The organism is Kitasatospora sp. NPDC087271, from assembly GCF_044744605.1.
In the GTDB taxonomy this organism is placed as follows: Bacteria; Actinomycetota; Actinomycetes; order Streptomycetales; family Streptomycetaceae; genus Kitasatospora.
Genome location: NZ_JBIUYQ010000005.1, coordinates 164981 through 187103, shown reverse-complemented (window position 1 = coordinate 187103; position 22123 = coordinate 164981). Strand labels below are relative to the sequence as shown.

General features: G+C 72.9%; 20 protein-coding genes. 12 read left to right on the top strand and 8 right to left on the bottom strand.

What is annotated here, in order from left to right:
* Window positions 1–127 precede the first annotated feature (127 nt).
* The gene (locus tag ACIO9K_RS11365) at window positions 128–1642 is read right to left on the bottom strand and encodes an FAD-dependent monooxygenase (RefSeq protein WP_400328651.1); all 1515 of its coding nucleotides are present in this window, start codon (window positions 1640–1642) and stop codon (window positions 128–130) included.
* Window positions 1643–1697: 55 nt separating this feature from the next.
* Here ACIO9K_RS11365 and ACIO9K_RS11360 point away from each other — a divergent pair, with 55 nt between their 5' ends.
* The 8 genes from ACIO9K_RS11360 (at window position 1698) to ACIO9K_RS11325 (ending at window position 10916) form a co-directional block, all read left to right on the top strand.
* The gene (locus tag ACIO9K_RS11360) at window positions 1698–2336 is read left to right on the top strand and encodes a TetR/AcrR family transcriptional regulator C-terminal domain-containing protein (protein WP_363624698.1); all 639 of its coding nucleotides are present in this window, start codon (window positions 1698–1700) and stop codon (window positions 2334–2336) included.
* A gap of 852 nt (window positions 2337–3188) precedes the next feature.
* On the top strand, window positions 3189–4625 hold the full coding sequence (gene amrS, locus ACIO9K_RS11355; RefSeq protein ID WP_400328648.1) for an AmmeMemoRadiSam system radical SAM enzyme: 1437 nt from the start codon (window positions 3189–3191) through the stop codon (window positions 4623–4625).
* Window positions 4626–4660: 35 nt separating this feature from the next.
* Window positions 4661–6166, top strand: a complete 1506-nt coding sequence (locus ACIO9K_RS11350; RefSeq protein WP_400328645.1) for a radical SAM protein — start codon at window positions 4661–4663, stop codon at window positions 6164–6166.
* A gap of 65 nt (window positions 6167–6231) precedes the next feature.
* Window positions 6232–7530, top strand: coding sequence for a coproporphyrinogen-III oxidase family protein (locus ACIO9K_RS11345; protein WP_363624702.1), 1299 nt, complete (start codon window positions 6232–6234; stop codon window positions 7528–7530).
* A gap of 180 nt (window positions 7531–7710) precedes the next feature.
* Window positions 7711–8343 (top strand): LysE/ArgO family amino acid transporter, encoded by a 633-nt coding sequence (locus ACIO9K_RS11340; RefSeq protein WP_400328642.1) that lies wholly within the window; start codon window positions 7711–7713, stop codon window positions 8341–8343.
* Between the two features lie 180 nt (window positions 8344–8523).
* The gene (locus ACIO9K_RS11335; protein ID WP_208869047.1) at window positions 8524–9204 is read left to right on the top strand and encodes a YitT family protein; all 681 of its coding nucleotides are present in this window, start codon (window positions 8524–8526) and stop codon (window positions 9202–9204) included.
* A gap of 250 nt (window positions 9205–9454) precedes the next feature.
* Window positions 9455–9691: a hypothetical protein gene (locus tag ACIO9K_RS11330; RefSeq protein WP_350880803.1), complete on the top strand. Its 237-nt coding sequence runs from the start codon at window positions 9455–9457 to the stop codon at window positions 9689–9691.
* Between the two features lie 37 nt (window positions 9692–9728).
* Window positions 9729–10916, top strand: a complete 1188-nt coding sequence (locus ACIO9K_RS11325; protein WP_363581854.1) for an SPFH domain-containing protein — start codon at window positions 9729–9731, stop codon at window positions 10914–10916.
* A 28-nt stretch (window positions 10917–10944) separates the two neighbouring features.
* Here the strand turns inward: ACIO9K_RS11325 and ACIO9K_RS11320 are convergent, their stop codons facing one another.
* On the bottom strand, window positions 10945–11607 hold the full coding sequence (locus ACIO9K_RS11320) for a TetR/AcrR family transcriptional regulator (RefSeq protein ID WP_363624706.1): 663 nt from the start codon (window positions 11605–11607) through the stop codon (window positions 10945–10947).
* A 92-nt stretch (window positions 11608–11699) separates the two neighbouring features.
* Between ACIO9K_RS11320 and ACIO9K_RS11315 the strand changes: the two genes are divergently transcribed.
* The gene (locus ACIO9K_RS11315) at window positions 11700–12113 is read left to right on the top strand and encodes a cupin (protein ID WP_363624707.1); all 414 of its coding nucleotides are present in this window, start codon (window positions 11700–11702) and stop codon (window positions 12111–12113) included.
* A gap of 37 nt (window positions 12114–12150) precedes the next feature.
* Here ACIO9K_RS11315 and ACIO9K_RS11310 read toward each other — a convergent pair whose 3' ends face one another.
* From ACIO9K_RS11310 to ACIO9K_RS11300, 3 genes are all read right to left on the bottom strand, one after another.
* A complete protein-coding gene (locus ACIO9K_RS11310) occupies window positions 12151–13947 on the bottom strand; it encodes an ABC transporter ATP-binding protein (protein WP_400328635.1) in 1797 nt (598 codons plus the stop codon).
* On the bottom strand, window positions 13944–15815 hold the full coding sequence (locus ACIO9K_RS11305; protein WP_400328632.1) for an ABC transporter transmembrane domain-containing protein: 1872 nt from the start codon (window positions 15813–15815) through the stop codon (window positions 13944–13946). The genes ACIO9K_RS11310 and ACIO9K_RS11305 overlap by 4 nt, the downstream gene beginning before the upstream one ends.
* 188 nt (window positions 15816–16003) lie before the next feature.
* Window positions 16004–16384 carry a nuclear transport factor 2 family protein gene (locus ACIO9K_RS11300; protein ID WP_363624713.1) on the bottom strand — a complete coding sequence of 127 codons (381 nt, stop codon included), beginning with the start codon at window positions 16382–16384 and terminating at the stop codon, window positions 16004–16006.
* Between the two features lie 198 nt (window positions 16385–16582).
* On the opposite strand from ACIO9K_RS11300, the gene ACIO9K_RS11295 reads away from it, so the two are divergent.
* Window positions 16583–17554 carry a helix-turn-helix domain-containing protein gene (locus ACIO9K_RS11295; RefSeq protein WP_400328628.1) on the top strand — a complete coding sequence of 324 codons (972 nt, stop codon included), beginning with the start codon at window positions 16583–16585 and terminating at the stop codon, window positions 17552–17554.
* A 149-nt stretch (window positions 17555–17703) separates the two neighbouring features.
* Complete coding sequence (locus tag ACIO9K_RS11290; protein WP_363624717.1) at window positions 17704–18807, top strand: hypothetical protein; 1104 nt, start codon at window positions 17704–17706, stop codon at window positions 18805–18807.
* Between the two features lie 50 nt (window positions 18808–18857).
* Here ACIO9K_RS11290 and ACIO9K_RS11285 read toward each other — a convergent pair whose 3' ends face one another.
* Both ACIO9K_RS11285 and ACIO9K_RS11280 read right to left on the bottom strand, forming a co-directional pair.
* Window positions 18858–19598, bottom strand: coding sequence for a class I SAM-dependent methyltransferase (locus tag ACIO9K_RS11285; protein WP_400328624.1), 741 nt, complete (start codon window positions 19596–19598; stop codon window positions 18858–18860).
* Window positions 19599–19888: 290 nt separating this feature from the next.
* Window positions 19889–20692, bottom strand: a complete 804-nt coding sequence (locus ACIO9K_RS11280) for an alpha/beta hydrolase (RefSeq protein ID WP_363624721.1) — start codon at window positions 20690–20692, stop codon at window positions 19889–19891.
* A 281-nt stretch (window positions 20693–20973) separates the two neighbouring features.
* Between ACIO9K_RS11280 and ACIO9K_RS11275 the strand changes: the two genes are divergently transcribed.
* Window positions 20974–21732, top strand: coding sequence for a helix-turn-helix domain-containing protein (locus tag ACIO9K_RS11275; RefSeq protein WP_363624723.1), 759 nt, complete (start codon window positions 20974–20976; stop codon window positions 21730–21732).
* 7 nt (window positions 21733–21739) lie between these two features.
* Here ACIO9K_RS11275 and ACIO9K_RS11270 read toward each other — a convergent pair whose 3' ends face one another.
* Complete coding sequence (locus ACIO9K_RS11270; RefSeq protein WP_363581876.1) at window positions 21740–22096, bottom strand: hypothetical protein; 357 nt, start codon at window positions 22094–22096, stop codon at window positions 21740–21742.
* Window positions 22097–22123 lie beyond the last annotated feature (27 nt).

The window sequence follows — 22123 nt, the reverse complement described above, 5'->3', positions numbered from 1 at the left end:
TCGGCGGGTGGCCGGGGTGGTGGTGAGCGGTATCAGGTCGGCGGCCGGCGGGGCGCCGCGGACCTGCCCGAGCGGCTGCCGCCGGCCCTCGGGGCTCCGGAGGGGGCGCCCGTGGGCCGACCGGTCCTCAGCGTAGAGGGATCGCGGCGGAAGGGTGGGCGGTCGTCGCCGTCACGGCCGCGTGCGCGGCCGTGACCAGTGCGGGGAGGTGCTGCTCCTCGGTGAGCCAGGCCAGGTGCCCGTCGGGCCGGACCAGGGCGGCGGTGACGCCGCGCCAGGCGGGCCGCGACGCGGCGAGCGGCGCGCTGTGCACCGTCACGCCCGGGCTGGTGGCGTGGGCGAGGGCGGCGAACTCGGCGCCGGCCCGGTCGGTGAGGTCGAGCAGGACGTGGCGGCCCGGGCGCAGCAGCGTGAACAGGCCGGTGCCGTCCGCGGGCCCGGCGAGCCTCAGGTCGGGCGCCCGGGAGCCGGTCAGCGGGTGCGCCCCGTCGGCGGGGTCGGCCGGGTAGGCGGTCGCGAGGCCGGCCGCGCGGCCGGCCAGTTCGTCCGAGAACTCGTCGACGCCGGTGATGAGTTCGGCGAGCAGGCCGCGCAGGGCCAGTGTCGTCCGCGAGTGGTCGGTCATCAGCCCGGACTGGGCGTGGGTGGAGCGCAGCAGCTCCACGCCGACCGGGTGGCGCTCGGCGTGGTAGCTGTCGAGCAGGCCGTCGGGGGCGGCGCCGGTGATGGTGCGGGCGAGTTTCCAGCCGAGGTTGGCGGCGTCCTGCATGCCGACGTTGAGTCCGGGCCCGCCGGCCGGGAAGTGCGAGTGCGCGGCGTCGCCCGCCACCAGGACCCGCCCGTGCCGGTACCGGTCGGCCTGGCGGGAGGCGTTGCCGAAGGTGGAGATCCAGCCGGCCTCGCGCATCCCGAAGTCCGTCCCGGTGATCCCGCGGACCTTGGCGCGCAGCTGCTCGAAGGTCAGCGGGCCGGGCTTGGTGTGGACGGTCGCCGTGTCGTTGCCGACCACCCGGTGCACCCCGCCGGGCAGCGGGAAGACCATCACGGTGCCCTGCTCGTTGGAGACGGAGCGCCAGCGCGGTGGCGCGTCGAGCACGGCGTCCGCCATCCAGGCCCAGGCGGTGGCCGGGGTGCCGGGGAAGCCGATGCCCGCCGCCTCGCGCACGGTGCTGCGGGTGCCGTCGCAGCCGACCAGGTAGGCGGTGCGCAGCCGGTGGGGGCCGTCCGGGCCGTGGACGTGGACGGTGACCGCGTCGTCGCCTTGGTCCAGTCCGGTGACGCGGTGTCCGCGCAGCAGCCGGGCGCCGGTCGAGCGGAGGTGTTCGGCCAGCAGTGCCTCGGTGCGCACCTGGGGGAGTGCGAGCGTGAACGGGTACGGCGTGTCCAGCCGGCTGAAGTCCAACCGGGGCGGCAGTGCGGCGAAGTGCCCGCCGGGGATCCGGACGCCCTCGGCGAGGAAGGGCTCCACCAGGCCGCGGCAGGCCAGCAGTTCCAGGGTGCGCGGGTGCACGGTGGTGGCCCGCGAGTGCGGGTCGGGTTCGGTGCGGCTCTCCAGCACGGTGACCTCGATGCCCTGCAGCCGGAGTTCGGCGGCGAGCCAGAGCCCGACCGGGCCCCCGCCGGCGATGACGACCTGTTCCATGACTCATCCCTCTCTTGGTCAGTGACCAATGACTTGACTCCAGTAGACTAGGTCAGTGACCAAGAAGCAAGCCCCGGACGCCCCCCGGACCCGACTCGACTCCGACACGGTGGTCCGCGCCGCCCTCGACCTGCTGGACGACAAGGGCGCCGCCGCCGTCTCTGTGCGCGGCGTCGCCGAACGGCTCGGCGTCCGGATGAACACCGTGCTCTGGCACGCCAAGACCAAGGGCCGCCTGCTGGAACTCATGGCGGACGCGATCGTCGGTGAGATCCCGCTCGACGACCTGCCCGCGCCCTGGTGCGAACGGGCCCGCGAGCTCGCCCACCGCTACCGCCGGTGCCTGCTGGCCCACCGTGACGGCGCGGTCATCGTCGCCGGCACCTACGCCGCCGAGCCCGGCACCCTGCGCTTCACCGACGCCATGATCGCCGCGCTCCTCGACGGCGGACTGGACGAGCGCCACGCGTCCTGGGTGTTCTGGACCATCCAGTACCTGACCCTCGGCCTGGCCCAGGAGGAGCAGGCCCTGGCCGCCCAGGACGGCGTGCACACCCTCGGCCCGGCCCTCGCCGGCGGCGACTACCCGGCGCTCGCCCGGGTCGCCCCGCACCTGGAGGACGCCGCCTTCACCGAGCGCTTCGAGTTCGGCCTCTCCCGGATCCTCTCCCCGTCCGGCCCCACCGCCCCCTGAATTCCCGGCAGCCACCCCTCGTTGCCCCGGCCGCTCCACACGCCCCCCCTCGGGACCGCCTTTACCGGTGCTCGGCGAGCGGCGGGTGGGGCGGCCGATCGGCCCTGTGGCGGCAGGTATTCCACCGACCGGCGGCGATTTTCGGCCCTCCTCCCGCACCGGGCGATCCCGGCCGCGCCGCCCCGCCGGATGGGCCCCCGCCGTTCCCCGGCCCGGGAACCCGCTGGGCAGGCGCGAGATCACCGTTTGTGAGGCTTGCCTAACCTGCTCCCCGCCGCGACCGGAGGGCGCTGTCCGCTTCGGGGTGTTGGCCGGATCGGGCGGCACGCGGACTTCTTGACAGGCGGGAGCCCGTACGCCGAAGCTCATCGCAGTTGGCGAATTTCTCACCGAACTCCCGCTCCGCTTCGGCCTCTTCACGAGGCGTTTTTCTCAGCAGTGGCTTCGTCATGAGGGAAAGTGAGATCCGCTTGACGTTCGTGACCGCGGGAACCCGTGCGGAACCGGCCCGCCCGGTGAAAGCGAGACACCGGGACAGTGGCGTTCCGGACCACGGGCGGATGTACGGGCGGGCCGATGTCGAATTCCACACCACAGTGCGGGAATTCGGGTTTCCCGACCGCGCCGTCCCGGCGCGCCCCGTCCCGGCGTGCCCCGCGCACGTGACCGCACCTCCTCCGGCGACGGCCTGATCCGGAGGGCCCCGCCCGGTGCGGACGACCGCGCCGGGCCGCCCGCCCCTGCCCGTCCGGGACCTACCCGTCCGGCCCCGACCCGTCGCCGCCGTACCACCACCGCCGCACCACCGCCTCCGTACCACCGTGTCCGTACCACCGCACGGAAGGAACAGCCATGTCGCAGAACACCTGGGACAAGGAACCGCGCCCCGCCAGGCTGGAGGAACGCCTGGACGACGGCGTGGTCCGATGTCATCTCAGCCCCCGGAACTGCCGGATCCGCCCCGGCCAGCACGGATTCTGCATGGTCCGGGCCAACCGGGACGGCCGCCTGGTGACCCTGAACTACGGGCGCTCGGTCCACGCCACCGAGGAGACCATCGAGACCGAGGCGGTGTTCCACTACGCGCCCGGCGCCCGGATCCTCTCGATGGGGAACGTCGGCTGCATGCTCAACTGCGACTACTGCCACAACTGGAAGACGTCGCAGGCGCGCCACGTGGAGGACAAGGACGTCTACCACTACACGCCCGAGGAGGTCGTGGACATCGCCGTCCGGCACGGCGTGAAGGTGATCTCCTGGACCTACAACGACCCGGTGGTGTGGCACGAGTTCGTGGTGGAGACGGCCGCCCTCGCCAAGGCGGCGGGAATCGTCAACCTCTACAAGTCCGCGTTCTTCATCAGCGGCGAGGCGATCGAGGAACTGATCCCGGTGATCGACATCTTCTCGGTGTCGATCAAGTCCCTGGACCCGAAGTACTACCGGAAGATCACCAAGGGCTGGCTGGAGCCGGTCCTGGAGGGCACCGAGCAGGTGTTCCGGGCCGGGAAGCACGTCGAGGTCTCCACGCTGATGGTCACCGACCTCAGCGACGACGAGGCGACCGCCCGGGACATGGCGAGGTTCGTCGGCGAGCGGCTCAGCCCGGACGTGCCCACGCACTTCGTGCGCTTCCACCCGGACTACAAGATGACCAACACCATCCGCACCCCCGTCGACCGGCTGGAACGGGCCCGCAAGGTCGCCATGGACATGGGGCTCAACCACGTCTACCTGGGGAACGTGTACGACACGGAGTCGACCAACACCTGGTGCCACCGGTGCGGGCAGCTCCAGATCACCCGCTACGGCCTGAACGCCGACCTGGTCGGCCTGGACGCGGCCGGCGCCTGCGCCGGCTGCGGGGCCCGCTCGCCGATCGTCCTGCTGCCCGACGCCCGCCCGCGCGCCCGGGTGCCGGAACTCCCCGCCGCCGAGGGCCTGGACCTGGCCCGCTTCGACTGGCACGGCGACGTCCGCGCCCTGCACGTCCAGGTGCGCAACACCTCCGCCGCGCCGGTGCGGGCCTACCACCGCCGCTACGGCGACCCGGCCGCGGACCAGGGCTGGCAGGTCATCGACCTGGCCCCGCAGGAGAGCTTCCGGTACATCGCGGCCAAGAGCACGGCGGGCGAGGTCGGCGTCCAGGTGGCCGTACCGCCGCAGTGCACCTCCAGCCTCCACCAGGTCTTCGACCGCGCGCACTTCCCGACCGTGGAGGCCTCCGCCGGAACGCTGAACGAGGACGTCTCGCCGCTGCCGCTCTTCCAGCCCCGCGCCAGGTCATGACCGGGCCCGCGAGCGCGACGGAGCAGGCGGGTCCGATGCGGCACGGGACCGACTACCGCGTCCTGCCGTTCAGCGACGACCTGTCGGCCGTCCTCATCACCGGGAGCCACCGGCTGCTGCTCGCCCCGGCGGACACCGCCGAGCGGCTGGCCTCCGGCGTCGACCACCTGCGGCTGGACGAGCGGCGGGCGTGGGAGCGGTTGCAGGCCGGCGCCGCCACCGGCCGGGAGGCCAACCGCATCCGGCTCCGGGAGAGCGCGCTGTCCGACGGCGCCGACTTCGCGGTCAACGTCAACCTGACGAACGTGTGCAACCTCGCCTGCACGTACTGCTTCGCCGAGGGCGGGGACTACGGCCGGATCACCGAGGCGATGGGCGAGCACTCGATCGCCTGGATCTTCGACTTCATCCACCGTTACGCCGCGCCCGGGCAGCGGGTCCGCTTCGAGTTCTTCGGCGGGGAGCCGCTGGCGAACTTCACGGTGATCCGCAAGATCTGCGAACGCGCCCGCGACCTCGCCGGGCGCTCGGGCACCGAGTTCGTCCACCGGATCTCGACCAACCTCACCCTGATGCCCCAGGGCGTCGAGGAACTGTTCCGCGACCACCGGTTCATCGTCTCGGTCTCGATCGACGGCGGCCGCGACGTCCAGGACGCCAACCGCCCGTCCAAGAACGGGAAGGGCTCCTACGACCGGATCATCCGCAACCTGTTCCGGCTGCGCGAGGCGTGCGGCGACGACGTCACCCTGGTGGCCCGGATGACCATCGCGACGGCGCAGCCCAGCCTCACCGAGAGCGTGCTCGACCTGTGGGGGCTCGACCTCTTCGACTACTTCCAGATCTATCCGGGCGTCTACCCGGTGGAGCAGGGCACGACGGTGCCGATCGCCCTCACGCTGGGGGACCGGAAGCTGTCCGAGCCGAAGGGCATCCAGTACATCAACCACTTCCTCCAGCCCGGCATCGTCGAGCAGTTCAAGGACTTCCTGGTCCACTACCCGCGGCTGTTCGCCCCCGACAACCGGTTCAAGGGCGTCCTGGAGTACGAGCGGGCCGTGCAGATGGTCACCGAGGGCGCGGCGGCGCTGGCGTTCTGCTCGGGCGGCCGGACGTACTACACGCACTCCCCGGACGGCAGCGTCAGCCCCTGCCACCGCCTGGTCGGCGACCAGGGCTTCGACGTGGGCACCGGGGCCGAGGGCCTCACCCGGGACCACCCCGAGTGGCGGCGCACCGTCGACGAGCACCGGGTGTGCGGGTCCTGCTGGGCCCGCTACCTGTGCGGCGGGGGCTGCCGGCAGGAGAACCACGTGGCCTCGGGCGACGTGAACGTCCTCAACACCGAGTCCTGCCAGTACCAGTTGATGCTCGCGGAGGAGGTCGTCAAGATGCTGGCCCGCTCCGCCGCCGACTACCGCGAGCGGTCGCGGGCGCGCTACGACGACCTCTTCGTCTCGTGCGGGCGCCCGGTGGTCCCCAACGACCGGCCGGACCTCGACGCGGACGCCGACGTCCGTCCGTTCCAGGTCCTCTGCTGACGGCCTCCGCCCCCGGACCCGTCCACCACCACGCCAGGCCGGCCCCGACGAAGGAGCGACAGCAGATGGCCGAGAAGATCATCCGACGGAACATCCACACGTACCCGTTCAAATACCGGCACCACGAGTACGACGAGTACTTCCGCCCCGAGAACGCGGTGCTCTACCTGCACGTCCCGTTCTGCATCACCAAGTGCGGATTCTGCGACTACACCGTCTACATCAACCGGAACGAGCAGCACTTCGCCCAGTACGTCGACGTGCTCGAACGCGAGATCCGTGCCTTCGCCGCCAATCGGGCCTTCCCCGCGTTCCGGGTCGACGCGGTGTATTTCGGCGGCGGTACGCCGGGCATCCTCACCGGCGACCAGACGGCCCGGCTGCTGGACGCCTGCCGGGAATCGTTCGAATTCAACGAGGGCGCGGAGATCGGCCTGGAATTCGACCCCTCGACGGTCGACGAGGCCAAGATCGCGCGCATGCGGGAGGCCGGATTCACCCGGCTCAGCGTCGGCGTCCAGGCCTTCGACGACCGGCTGCTGGAGATCTGCAACCGCTCGCACGACCTCGCCACCGCCGAACGCGCCTTCCGCACCGTCGTCGACGGCGGTTTCACGCACACCAACATCGACCTGATCTTCCCGCTGCCCGGCCAGTCCGTGGACGACTGGAAGCGCAGCGTCGACCGGGCCATCGAACTCGAACCGGCCTGCATCACGGCCTACGGCCTGGAGATCTGGCCCAAGACGGCGTTCCACTCGCTCATCACGTCCGGGAAGATGGCGCTCCCCTCGGCGCAGGACGAGCGCCGGATGTACGAGTACGCCATCGACGCGCTGGAGGCGGCGGGCTTCGCCCGGCGCAGCTCGACCGGGTACTACCACCCCGACCGCTGCGCCGACTACTCGCGCTTCCTGGAGTACTACTGGCGGACCTGGCCGATGATCGGATTCGGCGTCTCGTCGAAGAGCGTGATCCACGACCGGCTGTTCGTCAACGTCAAGCCGCTCAAGAAGTACTACGAGATGGTCGGAAGTGGTCAAATCCCGCTGGATTTCGCCACGTACCTCACCAAGGAACAGGAAATGCGCCGCGTCATGATCCGCGGCCTCAAGATGTGCGAGGTCAACCGGCCGGACTTCCACGACCGGTTCGGCGTCACCATGGAGGCCGTCTTCGGGGCGGAGATCGAGCAGCTCGTCGACAAGGGATGGCTGGAGGAACGGGGCACGGACGTGTATGCGCTGACCAGGCTCGGTCAGTTGTTGTCGACCAATGTGTACGAGCTGTTCTACGCGCCGGAAGATCTCAGTCCCGCCGAAGGGGATGAGGTACGGTTCGGCATATCGGAGCTCGTCGAGTGACCTGATCGGCGGGTGTTGTGACGAGGGGCAGAGCGAATTGTCGCGCACGTGCTCGCACCAGGCCTTCCGCCGGGCCTTGAGCCGGGACTTCCACCGGGGCTTTCGTGGGGACTCCCGTGGGGACTTCCGCCCGGACTTCCACCGGACCGGAATGATCGCGGTGACCTGCGGGGGACCGCGGTGAATATCCTCCCCGCGTGGTTCGCCGGGCTCAGCCTCGGCTTCCTGGTCGCCCTGCCCCTCGGCCCCATCGGCCTGCTGTGCGTGCGCAGCGTCCTGCGCGACGGCTTCCCGACCGGCTGGGCGATCGGCCTGGGCGCGGCCCTGGTGGACATCGCCTACGCCGGCCTGGGCCTCGCCGGGGTCGGCAGGCTGCTGGACGTCCCCGCGCTGCGCACGGCCCTGGGGCTGGCCGGGGCCGCCGTGCTGGTGTACATCGGCGCGCGCTCGCTGCGCTCCGCCTTCCGGGTCCGGGCGGCCACCGAGGACGAGCGGAACCCCGAACTGGTCCGCCCGCTGGCGGCGTTCCGCACGGCGCTGGCGGCCACCGCCTCCAACCCGGCGACGATCGGCTACTGGGCCGCCGCCTTCGCCGCGGCCACGGCGGCGAACGTCACCGGGACGCTGCCCGCCTCGGTGTCCATGCTGGTCGGCGTCGGCTGCGGCACGCTCCTGTGGTTCACCCTGCTGAGCACGGGCGTGCTGGTGTTCCGCCGGCGCTTCAGCGCCCGGCTGCTGAAGGGCGTCGACCTGGTCGCCGGGATCGGGGTCATCCTCTTCGGCGGCTTCCTGGCCTACCAGTCGCTCGCCTGAACCGGCCGCGGTGACGGCGTCGGGCGGCGGCTGACCGAGGCCCTTCGCCGAACTCCCAGCTGTGTGGCGGGAGTTCGGTGGCGGGCCCCGGCTTCCGAACAGCCCGGTGTCCGCGCCGCCGCCCGCCTCCGCGCCCCGGGGACGGCAGCGGGCCGGACGCCCGTCCCCCTGGAGGAACCGATGGCGTCCCACCGTCCCCCTGGCGTCGATCCGAACGGAAAGCCCTGGCGGCTGGGGGAGTTACTGCCCAGGGCGCTGGTGTACCTGGCCGGCTGCGTGGTCTTCTCGACGGGCGCCCACTTCTTCATCCAGTCCGATCTGGGCACCGACCCGCTCGACGTCTTCTCGCTGGGCGTGCTCAAGCACCTGCCGCTCACCATCGGCCTGTGCCAGGCGGCCGTCGCGGTGGTGTGCATCGGCGCGTGGGCGGCGTGGAACCGCAAGCGCCCGGTGGTCTCGCCCTTCGTGACCTTCTTCCTGTGCGGCAGCCTGATCGACCTCTTCCAATGGCTGCGGCCTGCCGCCTGGTTGGGGCTGAGCAGCTACCCGCTGATGCTGCTCGGCGCGCTGCTGTGCGCCTACGCCTCGGCGCTGATCATCATGAGCGGTTTCGGCATCCGGGCCATCGACCTGCTGGCGATCACCATCCGGCACCGCTGGACCTGGCCGTTCTGGTGCGCGAAGGGACTGATCGAAGGGGTGCTACTGCTCTGCGGCTGGCTGCTGGGAGGCCCGGTGGGCATCGGCACGGTGGCCTTCCTGGTCTTCGTGGACCTGCTCATCGAGCCCTTCGTCCGGTTCAACCGGCGCTTCCTCGACATTCCGGACCACGGCTTCGCGGTCGCCCTGGCCGTGCCCTGACCGGCGGCGGTCCGGCCCGCTTCGGCGGCGGTCCGGCCCGCTCCGGCGTCGGCCGGTGGCGGACCGGTTGCCGGAGTACCGTGGGAGGGGTCGAGGCACCGCCGCCGCCGGCGGTTGCCGCAGGTGTCCTCGACCCGTGGCGAGCCCGGCGGCCCGGGCCTTTCGGAGGCGGTGGTGGCCGGTGACCGTCCACGGTGCAGGTGCGGCGGACGTGGTGCGACGTGGTGCGACGCGGGGACCGGAGGCGCCGGTGGCGCGAGAGAGCATGCCCGCGGTCGACGACTCCCGGCAGAGCCCGGTCGGAGCCGTCGGCAAGGTGACGGTGCCCATTCCGGCGGGCGGCCCGGGCGAGGTCCTGGTCGCCCTCCGGGGTGGTTCGGAGGTGTTCGCGGCCTGGTGCTCGGAGCCGGTCGGCCGGGACGTCCGGGTGGTCGTGGTGGACGCGATCTCGGCCCGCTCGGTGATCGTCGAGCTGTTGCCGCCCTAACCGCGGTTTCGGATCCCAGCTGGTCAGGTGGTCGGTCATGTTCTTCTGGCACGTTCCCGCACCCAACGAGGCGATGCTCATCTCCGGGTCCAAGCACCAGGCGCAGGACACCCAGTTCCGCATCGTCACCGGGCACGGCAGCCTCGTCCTGCCGGTCAAGCAGAAGGTCCGCATGCTCTCCCTGGCCCTGCGGGAGGCGGAGATCGCCGAGGACTGCGTGACCCAGCAGGGGATCCGGCTGACCGTGCGCGCGGTCTGCGTGTTCAAGGTCGGGGACGACGCCGTGTCGATCGCCAACGCGGCCCGCCGCTTCCTCTCGGAACAGGACCAGATGGAGGAGCTCGTCGGCCGGATCTTCGCCGGTCACCTGCGCTCGATCATCGGCGGGCTGACCGTCGAGCAGATCATCCGGGAGCGCAGCCGGGTCGCCCAGGAGGTGATGGCGGGCAGCCACGGCGAGATGGAGAAGCTCGGCATCGTGGTCGACGCGCTGCAGATCCAGGAGATCGAGGACTCGACCGGGTACATCGACAACCTGGCCGCGCCGCACGCGGCGGCGGTCGCCAGCCAGGCCCGGATCGCCCAGGCCAAGGCGGACCAGGAGGCCACCGAGCGGGAGCAGCAGGCGGCCGCACTGAAGGCCGAGTACGAGCGGAACACCGCGATCAAACGGGCCGGGTTCCTCGCCGAGACCGAGCAGTCCAGGGCCCGGGCCGCCCAGGCCGGGCCGCTCGCCGAGGCCCGGGCCTCCCAGGACGTCATCGAGGAGCAGACCTCGCTCGCCCAGCGCCGGGCCGCGCTGGCCGCCCAGCAACTGGAGGCCGAGGTGCGGCGCCCGGCGGACGCCGAGGCCTACCGGCAGCGGACACTGGCCGAGGCCGCGCGCGACCGGGTGAAGTTCGAGGCGGACGGCAGCGCCTACAGCGAGCGGGCGCTCGCCCAGGCGCAGGCGGACGCCAACACCGCCCGGGCCGACTCCCTGCGCGGCGGCAACCAGGAGCTCATCGCGGCCAACCGGATCGTGGAGAACCTGCCGGCCCTCGCCGACGCGGCGGCCCGAGGCATGTCGGGAGCGGAGCTCACCGTCCTCAACGGCAGCGACGGGGTCAACCAGATGGCGGCGGGCATCGTCAGCCAGGGCCTCGCCATCCTGCACTCGCTCCAGCACTCGACCGGCCCGTTCGGCGACGGCAAGTCCAAGCCCCGCTTCCCGGAACGGACCTGAGGCGCGCCGGGGCCTGCGGGCCGGGGCGTCAACGGGCGGCGACGAGGCCGTCCACCAGGGCCCGCAGGCCGTCCAGGTAGGTGTCGTCGGTGGTCAGCGCGGCCCAGCGGTCCGCGACCTGTGCGAGGCGGGGGAGTTCGTCCGGGTCGAGGCCGCCGAACACCTGCTCCCGGTAGGTGGCGCGCTCGTCGTCCGCGCGCCGCCGGGCCGCCGCCGCCCGGACCACCAGCTCGCCGGCGGTGTAGTACCAGATCGTGCGGTACCCCTGTACGGCGCGTTCCGGTGTGAGGCCGCACGCGGTGAGGCCGTCGACGATCTGCTCGACGAACCACAGCGCGGACGCGGACATCAGGTCGTCGGCGGTCAGCACCTCGACGATCCAGGGGCAGCCGGCCAGCGCCTCGTGGATCGCGGCGGCTGACCCGACGACGCGGTCGCGCGGGTCGGCGGGCAGCTCGGGCCGGCGCAGTGTCCGCGCCGCGTAGTCGTCCAGCAGCAGGACGAGCAGTTCCTCCTTGTCGCGCACGTGGTGGTAGAGCGCCATCGGCGTACTGCCGACCTCGGAGGCGAGGCGGCGCATGGTCAGCCGGTCCACGCCCTCCTCGGTCACGATCCGGCGGGCCGCCTCGACGACCTGCTCACGGGAGATGCGGGGCGGTCGGCCCGAGGTCCTGCGCGGTGCGGTCGGCATGGGTCCATCATTCCCCAGGGGTCGACAGCGGCGGTCGTGCGGGGTTAGTTTTCTTACGCGTATAGAAATTGCTGACCGGAAGGAACACCGCCATGACGCCCACCGTCGTCGACCTGTTCGCCTCGGCCCTGCACTTCCACCCCGACGGCGAAGTCCGAGCCGCCGGGCGGCAGATGGCCGGCGGCGCGCCGGGCACCTGGCACCTCGGCGCCTTCCACGTGGAGACCGACGCCGACGTCCACGCCGACCACTGGGAGATGCACCCGGAGGCCGACGAGGCGGTGTGCTGCCTCACCGGCGGCGCGCGGCTCCACCTCCGCCCCGCGGACGGGGACGGGGGCGGCGCGGGGGAAGGCGCCGACGAGATGGTGCCGCTGCCCGCCGGCAGCGCCGTGGTCGTCCCCCGGGGCCGCTGGCACCGCCTCGAACTCGACGGCCCCAGCGACCTGATGTCGCTCACCCTGCGCCACGGCACCCGGCTCGAAAAGCGCACCGACACCCCCTGACCGCGGGCGCGGCCCGGTGGCACCGCCGCCGGGCCGGTCAGGACTCCCCGCTCCACGACCGCCAGAGCGCCGCGTACCGCCCGCCGGCGGCGACCAGCTCGTCGTGGGTGCCCAGCTCGACGATGCGGCCCGCCTCCATGACGGCGACCCGGTCCGCGTCGTGCGCGGTCTGGAGCCGGTGGGCGATGGAGATGACCGTGCGGTCGGAGCGCACGGCCGCCATCGCCCGCTCCGCCTGCCGGGCCGTGGTCGGGTCGAGCAGGGAGGTCGCCTCGTCCAGGATCAGGGTGTGCGGATCGGCCAGCTGGACCCGGGCCAGGGTGAGCTGCTGGGCCTGCGCGGCGCCGAGTTCGGTCCCGCCGGTGCCCAGGAGCGAGTCCAGCCCGTCCGGGAGGTCGCGCACCCAGTCCGCCTCCACCAGGGCGAGCGCGGCCAGGACCGCCGCGTCCTCGGCGTCCGGGGCGGCCAGCGTCATGTTCTCCCGGAGCGTTCCCATGAAGACGTGGTGCTGCTGGGTGATGAGGACGACGCGGTTGCCCAGCTCGCCCGCCGCGGCGAGGTCCGCGACCGGCACGCCGCCGACCAGGATCCGCCCCGCGTCCGGGGCGTCGACGCCGGCGAGCAGCTTGCCGAGGGTCGACTTGCCGGCGCCGGACGGGCCGACCACGGCCAGCCGCTCGCCCGGCCGGACCACCAGGTCGACGTCCGTCAGCACGTCGTGCGAGCCGGTGTAGGAGTACCGCACGCCGACGGCCTCGATCCGGTCGTCGGCGGGACGCGGGCCGGTGGCCGGCGGCTCCTGCGACACCAGGCCGACGCCCTTGATGCGGGCGAACGACGCACCGCTGCTCTGCAGTTGCTCGACCCAGTTGAGCGCCCGGTCCAGCGGGTCGACGAGCTGCCACATGTAGAGGCCGCCCGCCACCACCGCGCCCAGCGTCACCGAGCCGTGGAGGTAGCCGAGGCCGCCCACCAGCAGGATGAGGGCCGTCGGCAGCGCGTGCGCGAACTCGGTGACCGGGAACAGCACGGTCCGCAGGAACAGGGTGCGCACCCGGGCCCGGTAGGCGGTGTCGACGGCCCGGTCGACCACGCCGTCCTGGCGCGCCCCGACCCCGTACGCCTCGATGGTCCGGGCGCCGTGGGCGGTGGAGTTGAGGACCTCGGTGACCCCGCCCGCCGCGGCCCCCTCGGCGAGGTAGGCCTCCCGGGCCCGGGACAGGTACCAGCGGCTCACCGCCCAGACGATCGGCAGGCCCACCAGGGCGCAGAGCCCGATCAGCGGGTCGAGCAGGAACGTCGCGGTGAGGATGACCAGCACCTGGACGACGGCGATGAAGACGTCCGGGGCCGCGTTGCGCAGGGTGGCGGCCACGGTGCCCACGTCCAGCGAGGAGCGGGTCACCAGGTCGCCGGCGCCGACCCGTTCCGCGTACCGCCCGGGCAGCGCGAGCGTCCGCTCGACGACCTCCTCGCGGAGCCGGGCCAGGGCGCGTTCGCCGAACCGGTGGGAGAGGCGGCGGGCGTAGCGGGTGAGCACCAGCTGGGCGAGGGCGAACCCCAGGACCGCCGCGGCGAAGCCGTCCACCTGGCCGACCGTCAGCTCGCCGTTCTCGACCCGGGTGACGATGCGGCCCAGCAGCCACGGCCCGGCGACGCCCGCGAGGGCGGCGAGGCAGGTGAGGGCGACGATCGCGCCCATCGCCCGGCCGTCGTCCGCCAGCAGGCGCCAACTGGCCCGGCGCACCGTCGCGGTGTCGGCGACCGGGAGGCGGTGGGGGGCGTGGCGGTCGTCGGGGCCGTCGGGGTCGTTGGGGTCGTTGGGGTCGCTCATCGGGCCAGTCCTTCCTCGGTGTCCGCGGCGACGCTCCGCGGGCGGTCGTCGGTCGTGACGCTCGCGGGGCGGTCGGCGCCTGCCGGGATGGTCCGCGGGCGCTCGTCGGCCGCGGCGCCCGCCGGGCGGGCGCCGGTGCTGCCGCGGAACACCAGCGCCGCGTAGCCGGGGTCGCGGGCGAGCAGCTCGCCGTGGGTGCCGGTGGCCCGGACCTTGCCGTCCACCAGGTGGACCACCTCGTCGGCGCGGCCGAGCACCAGGGGGGAGGTGCTGACGACCAGGGTGGTCCGGCCGCCGCGCACGGCGCCGATCCGGGCCGCCACGGCCGCCTCGGTGAGCGCGTCCAGCGCCGAGGTGGGCTCGACCAGCAGCAGCACCTCGGGATCGGCCAGCAGCGCGCGGGCCAGCCGCAGCCGTTGGCGCTGCCCGCCCGAGACGTTGCCGGCGCGGTCGTCGAGCGGTGCGTCCAGGCCGCCCGGCAGGGCGTCGACGATGTCCTCGGCCGCGGCGGCGTGCAGGGCGCGCCGCAGTTCCTCCTCGATGCGGTCGCCGCGGATCGACACCGCGGAACGGAGCGTGCCGCCGAACAGGTACGCGTCGTCGTCCGACACCAGGACGTGGCGCCGCAGCTCGGCGGGCACCCAGTCGGACAGCCTGGTGTCGCCCCAGGTGGCGTCCGAGTCGGTGTAGCCGGCCAGCCGTTCGACGACGGCCCGGGCCTCCTCGGGCCGGGCGGCGGCCAGCGCGGTGAGCCGCCCGGGCCGCAGCAGCAGGCCGGAGTCGGGGTCGCTCAGCACCGCCGGCGCTTCCGGCGGGTCCGTCAGTGTCCGGCTGCGCGTCGAATCCGGCCGCAGTGCCAGGATGTCGGTGACCCGGCGGGCGGAGACCAGCCCGCGCGGCAGGTCGTCCGCGCCCTCGATGAAGGCGGAGACGGGCACCAGCAGGGCCGCCACGTAGCCGTAGACGGAGACGAGTTCACCGACCGTGATCGAACCGGCGGCCGCCATCCGGGCGCTGAGCCAGGTCACCACGGCCAGGAAGACCACCGGCAGGCAGGCGCCGAGCGCCTGCACCCAACTGGTGAACGAGGCCACCCGGTAGCCGAGCGGCACGAGGGCCTGCGAGCGCTCCCGGTAGCGCCGGGCGAACATCGGCTTGCCGCCGATGCCGTTCAGCACGCCCAGCCCGGCGACCAGGTCGCCGGCCAGGGCCGTCAGCGCCCCCTGCTGCTCGCGGTAGCTTCCCTCGGCGCCGTGCAGCTTCCCCAGCAACGGGCCGACGGTCAGGGCCAGCAGCGGCACCCCGAGGAGGATCACCGCCGCGAGCAGGACGGAGATCCGGACCAGCAGGACGGCGGTGGCGAGGTAGGCGATGACCGCGCCGACGCCGGGCCCGGTGATGGTCAGTGTCTGCGCGATCCGGCCGATGTCGCCGGCCTGGAGGTGGGTCAGCTCGCCGGCCGACACCTGGCGCGGCAGCGTCGTCCCCAGCCGGTTGACGTGCCGGGCGATGACCTGGACGGTGCGGTACGCGGCGTCCACCCGGATGAAGGTCATGGTGCGGTGCCGCAGGATCCCGAGGACGGCGATGAGCGCGCCGACCGCGAGGACGGCCGACACCCAGAGGACCAGCGCGCCGCTGTCGCGGGCCCGGAGGCCCTCGTCGATCGTCCTGGACATCAGGTAGGGCGGCAGCATCAGGGCGCACATCCACAGGCTGCCCCAGGTCGCGCCGAGCAGTACGCGGCCGCGCTGCCTGCGCACCAGCCACCAGAGGAAGCGCAGCGGACTCCGGTGGTCCGGCACCCCGGGATCGCGGTAGGGGACCCGGCGCGCACCCGCGGGCAGGTCCGGTCCGGCGCCGGTCATCCTGCCTGCCCTCGGACGGGGCCCCGGGCCGCGAACTGGTCCAGGATTCGCTGATGTCTCATTCCCGGAGTCTGGCAGACCGCCCCACCACGGAACTGACGCACCCACAGGTCGGGGGGTGACGGGCCTGCCGCCCCCCGAAGTGCTCAGCCGGCGCCGGGGGCCGCCAGGTTGCGGGGCGGCAGGGCTCAGGCGATGCCGCGCGGGTTGAGGACGGTGAAGCGCCAGCCGCCGTCGGCGTCGCGGCGGGCGATGTTGGCGGTGGTGCCGGTGGGGGCGATCCGCTCGCCGTCGGGGCCGTCGATCTCCAGGGTCCAGTCGGTGACCAGGAGGGCCGTGTCCGCGCCGATGACCTTGTGCCGCGGGACGTTCGTCAGCCTGCCGCGGGCGGCGACGGTTCCGCCGATCTCCGCACGCAGTGCCTCGACGCCGGTGAGGAGCTCGCCGGCCACCGTGCGCATGGTGGCACCTTCGGCGAACAGGGCCAGCACGTGGTCGACGTCGCCGGCGTTCAGCGCGTCCTGGAACACGGTCGGCAGCTGCGTGGGGTCGGTGATGACAGGGAGCATGGTGAGGGGTCCTCAGGTCGGGAACGGGTGGTGGTGACGGCCCTTCGGCGCGGCGCCCGGTGTGGTGCTCGCTGTGCTGCCGGGCGTGGCGCCCGGTGCGGCGCTCGCTGCGGTGTTCGCTGCGGTGCCCGCCGTTCGGCCGTGACTCCACGATGCCGCCGCAGCCACCCCTCGGGCGAGGTAGAGTCGGGACTCGACATGGTCGAAAGTGGACAGCGCGACGTCGTCGACATCGCCTACGACAACCCCGACCGCTTGCGGACCGGTATCGAGGTGCTGACCTTCGACGCACTGAAACCGCGCCTGAAGAGCGCGGTCGCCCGCCGGCCGAGCCGCCTGGACTTCCACCAGCTCATCCTGGTGCGCGGCGGCGAGGGCACCGCCATGGTCGATTTCGTCACCTACCCGTGCACCCGCGGCACACTGCTGCACCTGCGGCCCGGCCAGGTACAGCGCCTGCCCTCGGACGCGAACGGCCGCCCCGCGGACCTTGACGCCGTCCTGCTGCTGTTCACCGCCGACTTCCCGCCGCCGCTGCCCGCGACGCAGCAGATGCTCGACGGGTTCGGCCCCGTCGCACGGCTCCTGCCGCCGGCCGAGCTCGACGCCTTCGACCGCGCCGTGACGGAACTGGACACGGAGTACCGGAGGCTGCGGGACGGGCAGGCCCCCGGCCCGACAGCGCCCGTCGATGTCGATGCCGATGCCGATGCCGGTGCCGGTGCCGGTGCCGGTGCTGATGTCGATGCCGAGCTGACCGGAGTGCTGCTGCGCCAGCTCCTCGGCGCGCTGCTCATCCGCATGGCGCGCCTCCCGGACCCGGCCGGACGCCCCGCCCTCTCCCCGCCCGGTGCCGGGGTCTACCCCGCCTTCCGCCGCGAACTGGAACGCTCCTTCGCCGCCACCCGCTCCGTCGAGGACTACGCCGCGCGGCTCGGCTACTCCCCGCGCACCCTGACCCGCGCCTGCCTGGCCGCCACCGGCCGCAGCGCCAAGCAACTCGCCGACGCCCGCGTCGCCCTACAGGCACAGCGGCTGCTCGCCCACACCGACCTGCCCGTGGCCGTGATCGGCCGCGCGCTCGGTTTCACCGAGGCCACCAACTTCGGCAAGTTCTTCGCCCGCGAGACCGGCCGCACCCCGGGCGACTTCCGCCGGGCCCAGCGATGATTCCACCCTGCTCAGCGGTGACGGGGCCTGCGATCCTCATGACCGATACACGGATGAGACGCGCTCCACACGGGAACCTGACGTGACCGATGGACGGATGAAACGCCTCCTCGACAGGAACCTGACATCCCGCTCCTACCGTGCGACGCATGCCACCTACCTATGGCCAGACCAGCAGTCAGCACAACCGGAACCACGACCGGGCCCGCGGTCGAGCGCGCGGCCGAGTCCTCCTGACCGCCCTCGTGGTGGCCGCCGGCCTCGCGCTGGCGGCGCCCGCAGGGGCCGCGCCGCAGGACGGGGCCGCCACCAGCCAGGTGGCCGTCCACCCGGAGGCGGTCACGCCCGCGCAGCAGCAGGCCGTCCTGGACTACTGGACCCCGGAGCGGATGGCCGCCCTGACCCAGCCGTCCTCCGGCAACCCGCCCAAGAGCGGCCCCGACGGGGCTCCGTGGACCGGCTCCGCCACCCTGAGCAAGACGGTGGGCCGGCTCTTCTTCACCGACCACGGCGAGGACGGGAGCTGCACCGCGACCGTCGTCGACAGCGCCAACCGCAGCACCGTCGTCACGGCGGCGCACTGCGTCAACAACACCGACCTGCTCGGTGAGAACAACGAGTGGCTGACGAACTCGATGTTCGTCCCCGGCTACCACGACGGCACCGCCCCGTACGGCACGTTCGTCGCCCGCACCGGGGTCGTCCACGCCACCTGGCTCCTCAACGACCAGCAGGACGGCAAGTACTCCGCCTACGACCAGGCGTTCCTGGTCCTGAACGGCAACGCCGAGGGCAAACGGGTCCAGGACGCCGTCGGCGCCGCGCAGCGCATCGGCTTCGACCGGCCGGGCAGCGCGAAGGTCCACCAGTTCGGCTACCCGCGTGCGGCGTCGGGCGATCCCGCGCGCCAGGGCCTGCCCGAGTACACCGGGGCCCGGCTCGCCTACTGCGCGGGGCAGACCCGCGAGCACCCCGGCTTCCCTGGCCACCCGGTGCCCCCGGGTGAGTGGGGCGCCCCCTGCGTGATGGGCGGCGGTTCCAGCGGCGGCCCCCGGATCGCCGACTTCGACCCGTCCTCGGGGATCGGCACCGTGGTGGGCGACAACACCCAGGGCCCGTCCTTCGACTCCTCGGGCCGGGTCTGCGACTTCGGCGACACCTCCTGCACCCGGTACCTGGTCGGGCCGCAGTTCACCTCCGCGATCACGAAGCCGCTGTACAAGGCGGCCGAAAGCGCCCGGATCGCCGGCTGACACCGCCTGGTGGGGGCGGTCGTGGAACTCCACCGACCGCCCCCACCAGGTCACCTTTGGGGTGCGGCGCCGTCCGCGCCCACCACCAGCCAGTGGGACGGAAGGTCGATCCGGCTGCCGTCGGGCGCGAACTCGGTGAGGAACAAGGGCAGTTCGCCGGAGGCGAGGACGGTGAGCCCGGCGGTGCGGAACAGCTCGCCGAAGGCCGAGTCGACGACCTCGGCGGGGGCGAGGCCGTGCTCGAAGACGGGGCGCAGCTTCGGGGGAGGGCCCTGCGGGCTCTGGGCGAGGCCGGCCAGGACGGCCTTCGCCGACGCGGACAGCTCGACGACGAACGCCCGGCCGCGATCCCCGACCAGGGTGGCGATGGCGTCGGCGACCGGCTGGCGGTCGGCCGGCTCGGACTGGTGGATCAGTCCGCGCACATACACGTTGGCATCGCCGAGCCGGGCGTGCAGCTCCCGGACGCCCGGCCCGTCGGTGGCATCGAGCTGGGCGAACTCGGCCCGCCCGTCCGGATGCTGGGTGCGGGCGAGCCCCACGGCGGCGGTGGACAGGTCGAACCCGAGGACGCGGCCGAAGCGCTCGGCGAGGAAGCGGGTCTGGGTGCCGTTGCCGCAGCCGACGTCGACGACGGGCAGCGCCGGGTCGGCGAGGTAGGGGTCGAACAGCGCGAGGTGCACGCTCGCGGTGAGCGCCGGCTCCGCGTCCCAGATCACCGCGCCGGCCTCCGCCGGTGCGTCGCGCCAGAAGCCCTCCCAGGCGTTCAGGTACCGACTCGACACGGGCATGGCGGAGAACCTCCCAGCTGGTGGAGCACGGTGTCGGGATCGGCCCCGGACGGTGAGCGGCGCGTGGGAAGTCCCACGGAGGCCTTCGACCCCCGGCTTTCCCTGAAACCCCCGAGCTGCGCGCAGCTCTGTCCGACCGGACGGCCGATGACGGTCAGTCACGCTAACGACCCCGGCGGGCGCGGCCGGCCGCGAGTCACCCGAATGCGGTAATTCCGAGGGAAGTTCGCCCGAACGGCCGCCCCGCCGTGCGAGCGCGTCGCGGTGACCCCGCAGGGGCGGTGCGGGGCTCAGCCGGTCGCGCTCGCGGCGGTGGCGGCGAGGTCGCGGACCGTGTCGGCGATGGCGTGGAAGTCCTTGCGCAGGATCTTGGAGTGGTTGCTCGCGACCTTCGTGCTGACCCGGATGTTCGGGTTGCGGGCGAGCACCGGGTCGAGGTTGGTGCGGATCTGTTCCATCAGCTTCGCCTCACCGCCCAGGTTGCCGCCCGAGGCGACCACGTACCGGACCGGTGCGGTCACCCGGTCGAAGACCGGGTCGAGGGCGGCGGGCGCGCAGAGCTCGTTGATTTCGAGGTTGATCTCGGCGTGCTGCTCGGCGCTCATCCGCGCGGCCATGCCGAGTCGGCGGGCGATCGGGAACAGCGGGCTCAGCCGGCGGAACAGCTTGCGGACCTGCTCCCGGGTGGCGTCGTCGAGCCACTCGTGCGGGAACGCGCCGTCCACGGACACCGCCCCGAGGACGCGGTCCGGGTGCCGGGCGGCCCAGTGCATCGCGAGCATCGCGCCGTAGGACCAGCCCACCAGGATCGGACGGTCCACGCCCCTCGCGGCGAGGACGGCGTCGACGTCGCGCAGGCACGCTTCGAACGAGTAGTCCGCCGAGCGCTTCGACTTGCCACGGGCGCGCTCGTCGAAGGTGATGTGCCGGTAGTCGTCGCCGAGGTCGGCGATGACGCGCCGCCAGTGCGACTGGTCGGCGTAGGAGCCGTTGAGGTAGACCACGGGACGGCCGGGCCCGCCGGTGTCGGTCACGGCCAGGGCGGTGTCGTCGACGGAGACCATGCCGGTCCAGGCGGGCTGCTCGATGGTCATGGTGTGCCTTCTTCCGGGTGCGGGTGCGGGTGCGGGGGTGGCGGGCTGCCGCGGGCCGCTCTGCTGCGGCTCGTTGTTTCTGATGATGGAAACGCTACGTTGCCTTCACGGATGACGGCAACCAGTTCGTTGCTCGTAATCAGCATTAGTGCAGGTAAAAACGCGATTATCGTTGCGGTGGCCTTGAATTTAACGCAACGTCAGCCACCGTGTTCGTTGCACTGGAATGGGAGTGAACGCTATGGTGAGGGCATTCGGGGAAGCGTGAAGGGAGAATCGCGGTGCCGGGAGGCAGGCTCACTCAGCAGGAACGCCAGCAGATCGCGCTGGGGATGGCCGACGGCCTCGCCTACGCGGAGATCGCCAGGCGCCTCGACCGCCCCACCTCGACGGTCACGCGCGAGGTGATGCGCAACGGCGGCCCCACCGCCTACCGTGCCGACCTGGCCCACCGGGCCGCCGAACGCCGCCGCGCCCAGCGGCGCAGGCCGGCCGCGCCCCGGGGGCCGGAGGCGCCCCCACAGGCCCACGGGCGCGACGCCGAGGCCGTGCGCGAGTACCAGGAGACGTACACCACCGTCCTGATGGCCTCCGGCATGCCCAAGATGACGGCCCGGGTGCTGGCCTGCCTCACCCTCACCGACAGCGGCAGCCTCACCGCGTCCGAACTCGCCCGGCACCTCCAGGTCAGCCCGCCGTCGATCTCCAAGGCGATCGCGTTCCTCGACGGCCAGGGCCTCGTCCGCCGGGAGCGCGACGAGCGCCGCCGCGAGCGCTACGTCGTCGACGACGACGTCTGGTACCAGTCGATGATGGCCAGCGCCCGCGCCACCGCCCACCTCGTCGAGGTCGCGCGGCAGGGCGTCGGCGTCCTCGGCCCGCAGACCCCGGCCGCCACCCGCCTGGAGAACATCGCCCGTTTCGTCGACTTCGTCTCCGAGAGCATCGTCCGCGCGGCGGAGCAGGCCCGCGAGATCCTCCACGCGAAGCCCGAGGCGACCCCGTCCGGACCGGCCGCTCCGCGTCCGGACCGCGGATAGCCGGCGGTCACCGGGAGGCGGCGCGGTAGGCGCGGCGCCAGGGGCCCGGGTCCGCGCCGAGGGCCTGGACGATGTCGGAGAGCAGTTCGACGTCCAGGCGTTGGCGTCCGCTGCGGAAGCAGTCGTAGACGGTGATCCGCCCGGGTGTGCGTTCCCCGGCCGGGACGCCGCGGGCTGCCCGGACGGAGCTGATCCGCCGGACGATGGTCGAGTAGGAGGGGCTGCCGGCCTCCTGCCTGAGCAGGGTGAGGGACTCGGCGAGCGCGTCCAAGGAGTGCGAACGGGCCAGCGTCGCAGCGGAGTTGACCTCGGCGGCCCGGCAGGAGCACGGGGCCGCCGTGGTGCGCATAGGTGACCAGGTCAACGCTCTGTCCTCCCCCCGCCGGGCCTG